Raw genomic sequence first — 7366 nt, 5'->3', positions numbered from 1 at the left:
CCTGGTGCTGGCGAAGGTCGGTGCCGATGGTCGGGTGAGCCTGTTCAACGGTTCGGGTGGGACGGTGCACCTGCTCGCGGACGTCGCGGGGTACGTCGTCGAACCGACGGGTCCCGCCTGGTCCGAGCCCGAGCCGGTGCACCCGCCGTCCTCCTCCCTCGTCGCGCTGTCGTGCGCGTCGACCACGAGCTGCACGACCGTCGACAGGCACGGCAACACGTTCGTCCTGCGCGCGGGTGCCTGGACGCGGGTTCAGCGGGCTCCGTTGCAGGAGGTCACCGGGCTGTCGTGCGCGGGACCGTCGTGCCTCGCGGTGTCGTTCTCCAGGGCGGTGTCGAGCTTCGACGGGACCAGCTGGACGCCGACCGAGACGATCGGGAACGACGGCTGGCTGACCGACGTGTCCTGCGCTTCGGCCGCCTTCTGCGTGGCCACGACCTCGACCGGGTCCGCCCTCGTGCGCTCGGGCGGGTCGTGGACGTCCACGTCCGTCAGCACCAACAGTCTCGGTCTCACCGATGTGGACTGCGTCTCGTCCTCGTTCTGCGTCGCCGCGGCCGGCTTCAACAGCTATCGCTACGACGGCAGCACCTGGACTCGGGGGTCGCATGACTTCCAGATCGGGAAGGTGAGCTGTGCCGGTCCGGCGTCCTGCGTCGTCGCCGGCTCGTCGGGTGCCGACTCGTGGGACGGCGCCGCGTGGTCGCCGATGCCCGAGCCGCAGGAGGGTGAGCCCTACGGCCTGTCCTGCTCGAGCCGCCAGTTCTGCCTGATCACGGACTGGCGCGGGCAGGTGAGCACCTGGGACGGGGTGCAGTGGACCTCGTCGCCGCAGCCTGAGGGCCTGCGACTTACCGTCGTCGACTGCCCGGGCGTGGGGGTGTGCGCAGCCCTCGCGGGCGAGGAGCTCGTCGACGTGGCGTCCTTGGTGGACGGGGTGTGGACCAGCACCACCGTCAGCCACATCACTGGTGCGCCGGTGGCCGTCTCGTGCGTCGCCGTCGGTTTGTGCACCCTGATGGACGACTCCTTCCGGGCTCGGACCCTGCGCGACGAGACCTGGGGCGAGCCCCGGTTGACGCAGGTCGAGCCGGCGTACCCGCCGCTGGCGTTGTCGTGCGGTGCAGAGACCCTCTGCGTCGCGGTCACCGCGAACCTCGCGAGCGGCTACTCGAACCTGCTCGTGTTCGACGGGACGTCCTGGCAGCAGGAGCGCTCCAGCACGGTCTGGGGCGACGTGTCGTGCACCAGCGCGAACCACTGCATCGCCCTCACGCGCGGTGGCATCACCATGACGTTCGACGGGACGACCTGGACGCGGACACCGAGTGTCGACCCGCAGCGGTGGTGGAACGCGGCGAGCATCGACTGCGTCTCCCCGGACTACTGCGTCGCCGCGAACGACTACGGCGAGGCGGCCGTGTACGCCGGTGGAACCTGGGCGCCGGTCACGGTGCTCGACCCCTCCCGCGAGTACGGCCCGCGCGTCGTGTCGTGCAGCGATGTCGGAGCGTGCGTCCTCGTCGACCACCGCGGTCGCGCGGCCGAGCTGGTCGGGTCGGCATGGACGGCGCTGCACCTGGTCGACGCGGACGGGGGCAGGCTCACGGACGTCTCGTGCACGGAGGGGACCTGCGTCGCCGTCGACGAGGCCGGTCGCGCCCTGACCTGGGACGGCTCCGCATGGTCGGAGCCAGTCGTCATCCACCCGTCGTCCGCGCTGACCTCGGTGTCGTGTGTGACGGCCGTGAGCTGCCTCGTGACGGCGCACGACGGCAGCGTCATCACCCGCAGCTGACCTAGCGACGCCCTCGCCGGAACCGAACGCCGGGCTCGTCGTCGTCGCGTCCTGGCGCACCTCGGCCGAAGACCTTGCGGTGAAGCCTTCGTCGCAGCGATCTCGGCGGTGGTCTTCCCCGTTCGACGCGTTGTCGAAGGGCTTCGGCGACCTGGGTGGCGCATCCCGATCTAACAACGTGCGCGGGTCAGAGGACCTGCGAGGCATGATCACGGTGAGCGGAGTGGAGATGATTCCGGACCCCGGGCAACCTGGCTCTGCACTTCGTCCGCTTCTCGGTCCGACTCTCACGGAACTCGACCCATGGGGCAGCAAGGACGTGGTCCAGCGCCTGGGAACGACCGTTCCGAGGGAAGGCAAGTCGCGTCACGTCGTGGTCCCTCAGAGTCACCTGTGAAGATCGCAGACCCCGTCGGGCACGACAAGGCGACGGTCACGACGAAGCACTATGCGCGCCGGCTTCCGGGCCGTGAAGCGGAGATCGCCGAGGCGCTTGACGTGCACCTGCCGGGCGCTGGCATCCGATGCCTTCTGGCACGAAGCCGGCACAAGAGTTGACCGGGACGCTGTCGCCACAAGGTGCCGATAGATCAACATGCCGCTGACCCGCGAGAACGCTGGTGCCCCCGAGAGGATTCGAACCTCCGACACACGGTTTAGGAAACCGTTGCTCTATCCCCTGAGCTACGGGGGCGGGGACAGGTGGTGGTGTCACCTGCACACCGAACGCTAGCGGATGCGGTGGCCCACCCCGGCAGGCACCGTGGAGGAACCGACGGCGGGAGGTCCGTGGTGAGGACGCGCGGGGCGGTGCCGGCCGCGGTGGGGGTGCGCGCGCCCACTCCCCGGAGCGCGCTCGGGAACGGCGGGGACGGTTGATGCGCCGGCGCCGGTGGCAGGCGGGGGTGCGCGGCTGGCCGCGGTCGGTGCTCCGTCGGCTGCGGGCCCACGCGCCGTCGCTGCTGCTGGCTGCCACCGCGGCCGGGGTGGCGTACGCCGTCGCGGCCGTCGTCTTCGGGTCCCAGAACGCGGTGTTCGCGCCGGTGGCGGCGGTCGTGGCCACCGGGTTGTCGGCGGGGCAGCGGGTCACGCGGGCCGCCGAGATCTCCACCGGCGTGGTGCTGGGCGTCCTCGCCGCGGACCTGCTGACGCGGTGGGTGGGCGTGGGACCGCTCCAGCTGGCGGTGGCCGTGCTGGTGGCCATGTCGGCGGCGGTGGCGGTGCGTCCCAGTGGCCTGATGGCGAACCAGTCGGCCGTCGCGGCGGTGGTGGCGATGGTCCTCGTGCCGTACCTCGACACCGGGCCGTGGGTGCGGCTCGGGGACGCCGTCGTCGGTGGGCTGACGGCGGTGGCCCTCAACGCCGTCGCGTCACCCGACCCCTACCGGTCCGCGCGAACCGTCACCGACGACGTCCTGAACCGGCTCGCCGCCATGCTCGACGCGGTGGCCCGCGCGCTGGAGGCCGGGTCGCTGGACGACGCCGACGCCGCGATGGACGAGGTCGCCGCCCTGGACGACGCGCACGACGAGATCACCGGGGTCATCGCCGCGACGCGGGAGCGGCTGGCCTGGCGACCCGCCGACCGGCGGCGCGGACGCGACGTCGTCGAGGCCGTCGAGGCGGTGGCGAACCGGGTCCCGGTGATGCTCGCGACCGGCCGCGGGCTGTGCCGCGCGTCGGGGAACCTCGTGCGGCACGCCGGGCGGGACGCCGTCCCCGCCGGACTCGTGGACGCCGTCGACGAGCTCGTCACCGCCGTCCGGGAGCTCGCGTGCTGGGTGGCCGGTGAGGGGGACGTCGTCACGGCCCGCGACCGGGCCCTGCGCGCGGCGGCGCTCGCGTCCGCGGTGCCGCCCGGGGCGCAGCCGCGGTGGGTTCTCGTCGGGCAGGTCCGGGCGATGACCGTGGACCTGCTGAGGGCCAGTGGGCTCGTGCAACGTGACGCCGTCGCCGCGGTCGAGGAGGCCGCGGGACGCGCCGACCGGCTCGGTGGGCCGGGCGCTACCGGCGGGCCGGGGACGAGCGGACCCGTCGGGTGACCGCCCGTCGCTCAGGTGTCCGCGCCCACGGGGGACAGGACCACCACGGCGGTCGGCGTCGACCGCTGCGCCGCGTACCCGTCGAGCTTCGGTTCGGCGGTCAGGTACCGCTGCCACAGGCGCTCGCGGTCGGCGCCGGTCGCCTCGTGGGCGACGGCGTCCACGGTGCGGTCCTTCAGCCGGACCCGTGCGCGGGGGTGCGCCTTGAGGTTCAGCCACCACGCCGGGTCGCCCTCGCCCCAGCCGTTCATCGCGAGGGTGACGAGGTCCTGGCCGTCCTCGAGGTAACCCAGGATCACCTCGCGCTCCCGGCCGCTGCGCCGTCCCGTGGTCGTGACGTGCATGGTGCCCCACTTCGCTGGCCGAGCCGGCCACAGGCCGCGGCGTCCGCGGCTGAGCCGGTAGATGCCGCGGTGGACCTTCCAGGCGGTGGTGACGAACCAGCGGGGTGGGACACGGGGTGGACGCTCGCTCACCCCGCCATCCTGGCCCGCCGCGCGAGCGCACGCGGCGCTTTCGCAGCCCCCCGGCCGTCGACGCGGTCCTGGACGACGCGACCTCCACGGCGCGCGCCCGGTCCCTGACGCTCGGTGACGGTGGCTGCGGCGTCCGGGTGGGCGGGCTGCGGGCCGCTGCTGGCGAGGCGCGCGTCTGGGTCATGCTCACCGGACCGCCGCCGTCCGCGGCGACTGGCCACGACCCGCTTCGGGGGCACCACATGTCCGGACGCCACTCCCGCCACGACCAGCCCGTCCAGGTTCCCGGGCCCGACCACCCGGACCTGCCGGCGCTGCTGCTCGGCCGCGACCCGAACCCGGCGCCCGGCCGCGCCGCGCTGGAGACCGTCCGCGGCCGCCGGGTCCTCGTCACCGGGGCCGGTGGGGTCGTCGGCCGGGCGCTCGTCCAGGCGTTGACCCGGGCCCGGGCACGCAGCGTGCACCTGCTCGACCACGACGCGTCGGCCCTGCACGCCCTGCAGCTGCAGCTGGAGGGCCACGACCTGGTGGACGACGACCGGTTCGTCCTCGCCGACGTGCGCGACCGCGGCCGGGTGGAGCGGGTGATGGCCGCCGTCCGGCCGGACGTCGTCCTGCACGCCGCCGGGCAGTCGCGGCTGCGCCTCGTGCAGCGCCACCCTGTCGAGGGGGTGCGCACGAACGTGCTCGGCACTGCCAACGTGGTGGCGGCCGCTGTGACGGCCGGGGTCGAGTGCGTGGTCAAGGTCGGCTCCGACGAGGCGGCGCGTCCGTCGTCCGTGCTCGGCGCGACCGAGCGGCTGGCCGAGGCCGTCCTCGCCGCGCACGCCGGCCGCGGGACGCGCGTGGCGACGGCCCGGGTCGGGACGGTGGTCGGCGGGACCGGGTGCCCGCTGCACGTGGTCGCCCACCAGGTGCGGTCGGGCCACGAGGTGACGGTGGTCGACGAGCGCGCCACCCGCCGCTACAGCACCCTCCAGGACGCCGTGTGCCTGGTGCTCGAGGCCGCTGCGATGGCCGATGCCGGCGAGGTCTACGCGGCGGCCACCGACCCGCTACCCGTCGCCGAGCTGGTCCGTCGCCACCTCGACGCCGGTGGGGCGCCGGACACGCCGGTGGTCGTGACGGGGCTGCGCCCGGGGGAAAAGCTGCACGCGGACGTCGCGGACGGCGCCGACCGGGTCAGCCCCAGCGCCCGGCCGGGGGTCCTGCGGCTGGACGGGCAGGCGCCCGCGGCCCGTGACCTGCTCGCCCGGGCGGACGCCCTCGGTGCCTGGTGCGGCACGGGCGACGACCGCGCCGTCGTCGAGGCGCTCACCGCGCTGCTCCCGCCGGGCAGCGGTGAGCCGACGAGCCTGCGCGACGTCGACCTGCGCGACGCCGACCGGGCGGGAGGTCGCCTCGTCCTGAGCTGACGCGCTGCCGCGACGGGTCCCGCCTCCACGAACGGGCGGCAGGTCGACACGAGGAGGAGCGTGCCGCCCCGGGTCGTGGCAGCATCACCCCACCGCGAGCCGGCACCGCCCCACGCGTCCGCGAACCCGCGACCGCGACCCCGAGCCCGTCAGGAGGGACCGTGCGCCACCCCGACCGCCGCCGGAACCTGCACCGCCGCGCCGACGTCGCCGCCCGCGCCGCGACCGCGTCCTGCGAGTGGATGTCCCTGACCGTGCGGCGCGAGAGCCCACCCACGGCGGCGGATCGGAGCGCGCCGCCCGTGGCGGCACGACGAGACCGTCACCGGGACCGGTGAGCGCCCGGACCCGCACCAGCGCGGGGCTGCTCGTGCACCGCACCGGCGCCGACGGTCGGCCGCAGGTGCTGCTCGGTCACATGGGTGGCCCGTTCTGGGCGCGCAAGGACGCCGGCGCCTGGTCGATCCCGAAGGGCGAGTACGACCCGGCGACCGAGGACGCGCTGGACGCGGCCCGCCGCGAGTTCACCGAGGAGCTCGGACTGCCCGCCCCGGACGGTGACCCCGTGCCGCTCGGCAGCGTCCGGCAGTCCGGGGGCAAGACCGTCACCGCGTGGGCGGTCGAAGGGGACCTCGACCCGGCGGACGTCGTCCCCGGCACGTTCGAGCTGGAGTGGCCACCACGGTCCGGCCGCACCGTCACGGTGCCCGAGGTGGACCGGGTCGAGTGGTTCGACCTCGACACCGGCCGCGCCAAGGTCGTGACGGCCCAGGCCGTGTTCCTCGACCGGCTCGCGGAGGCGCTCGCCGCCCGCTGACCGCGGCCGTCGGTCCCCTCGACCACACTGCCTCGCGTGGACGTCGACCGGCCCGTGCGGCGCATCGAGCGCCGACCCGACATCGACCTGGACGTCGACGCCGCGTGCGACCCCGACCACGGGTCCTGGCCTTTCACGGTCCCCGCCGTCGCCCACCTGCTGCGGCACGGCCTCGACCTGCCGGCAGGGGTCACGTTCCTCGTCGGCGAGAACGGGACGGGCAAGTCGACGGTCGTCGAGGCCGTCGCGGAGGTGCTCGGCATCCCGCCGGACGGCGGCAGCACCGACCACCACGCCGGTGCGGATCGCGGGTCCGGCGCCGACCGCTCCGGTCTCGCCGCGCACCTGCGCGCCGTCCGTGGTCCGGCCACCGGGGCCGGGCGCAGCCGCCGGGGGTTCTTCCTGCGCGCCGAGACGATGCACGCGTTCGTCGGCTACCTGCAGGACGCCGGCCCCGCAGCCGGCCGCGGCATCCACCCGCTGCACGGCGTCAGCCACGGCGAGTCGTTCGTGGAGATGCTCACCGGTCACTGGGTCCGGCGTGCGGGCGTCGTCCTGCTCGACGAGCCGGAGTCGGCGCTGTCGTTCGCGAACTGCCTGACGCTCACCGGCCTCCTCGACGAGATGGCGCGCGACGGCCGCCAGGTGCTGTGCGCGACGCACTCGCCGCTGCTCACCGCCCTGCCCGGCGCCCGCGTCCTGCAGCTCGACGACGCCGGTATCACCCCCGTCGCCTGGGACGACCTGGACGTCGTGGCGCACTGGAAGGGGTTCCTCGACGCCCCGCAGCGCTACCTGCGGCACGTCCTGGGGTGAGG

Annotated in this window: 7 protein-coding genes and 1 tRNA gene; 6 read left to right on the top strand and 2 right to left on the bottom strand. The window is 74.6% G+C overall.

The window, feature by feature from the left end; genetic code table 11:
- Both ACYVQV_RS18200 and ACYVQV_RS18195 read left to right on the top strand, forming a co-directional pair.
- Positions 1-1798: hypothetical protein (locus ACYVQV_RS18200; protein ID WP_461024735.1), on the top strand; the 1798-nt coding region annotated here is incomplete at its 5' end.
- Positions 1799-2191: 393 nt separating this feature from the next.
- Positions 2192-2356 (top strand): hypothetical protein, encoded by a 165-nt coding sequence (locus ACYVQV_RS18195; RefSeq protein ID WP_461024734.1) that lies wholly within the window; start codon positions 2192-2194, stop codon positions 2354-2356.
- Between the two features lie 60 nt (positions 2357-2416).
- On the opposite strand, the gene ACYVQV_RS18190 is transcribed toward ACYVQV_RS18195, so the two are convergent.
- A tRNA-Arg gene (locus tag ACYVQV_RS18190) sits at positions 2417-2492 on the bottom strand.
- A 184-nt stretch (positions 2493-2676) separates the two neighbouring features.
- On the opposite strand from ACYVQV_RS18190, the gene ACYVQV_RS18185 reads away from it, so the two are divergent.
- A complete protein-coding gene (locus ACYVQV_RS18185) occupies positions 2677-3840 on the top strand; it encodes an FUSC family protein (protein ID WP_461024733.1) in 1164 nt (387 codons plus the stop codon).
- Positions 3841-3851: 11 nt separating this feature from the next.
- Here the strand turns inward: ACYVQV_RS18185 and ACYVQV_RS18180 are convergent, their stop codons facing one another.
- On the bottom strand, positions 3852-4316 hold the full coding sequence (locus ACYVQV_RS18180) for a nitroreductase/quinone reductase family protein (protein WP_461024732.1): 465 nt from the start codon (positions 4314-4316) through the stop codon (positions 3852-3854).
- A 242-nt stretch (positions 4317-4558) separates the two neighbouring features.
- On the opposite strand from ACYVQV_RS18180, the gene ACYVQV_RS18175 reads away from it, so the two are divergent.
- The 3 genes from ACYVQV_RS18175 (at position 4559) to ACYVQV_RS18165 (ending at position 7364) form a co-directional block, all read left to right on the top strand.
- Positions 4559-5731 carry a polysaccharide biosynthesis protein gene (locus ACYVQV_RS18175; protein ID WP_461024731.1) on the top strand — a complete coding sequence of 391 codons (1173 nt, stop codon included), beginning with the start codon at positions 4559-4561 and terminating at the stop codon, positions 5729-5731.
- Positions 5732-6065: 334 nt separating this feature from the next.
- Positions 6066-6548 carry an NUDIX domain-containing protein gene (locus ACYVQV_RS18170; protein WP_461024730.1) on the top strand — a complete coding sequence of 161 codons (483 nt, stop codon included), beginning with the start codon at positions 6066-6068 and terminating at the stop codon, positions 6546-6548.
- A 36-nt stretch (positions 6549-6584) separates the two neighbouring features.
- Complete coding sequence (locus tag ACYVQV_RS18165; protein ID WP_461024729.1) at positions 6585-7364, top strand: AAA family ATPase; 780 nt, start codon at positions 6585-6587, stop codon at positions 7362-7364.
- The last annotated feature ends 2 nt before the right edge of the window (positions 7365-7366 follow it).

The sequence above is a fragment of the Thalassiella azotivora genome (genome assembly GCF_054781695.1).
The sequence above is the reverse complement of the archived record's forward strand: the minus strand, read 5'-3'. Positions and strand labels throughout refer to the sequence as shown.

Coding starts and splice junctions, on each gene's coding strand:
- ACYVQV_RS18185 (WP_461024733.1), top strand. CDS start 2,677: ATGCGCCGGCGCCGGTGGCAGGCGGGGGTGCGCGGCTGGCCGCGGTCG.
- ACYVQV_RS18175 (WP_461024731.1), top strand. CDS start 4,559: ATGTCCGGACGCCACTCCCGCCACGACCAGCCCGTCCAGGTTCCCGGG.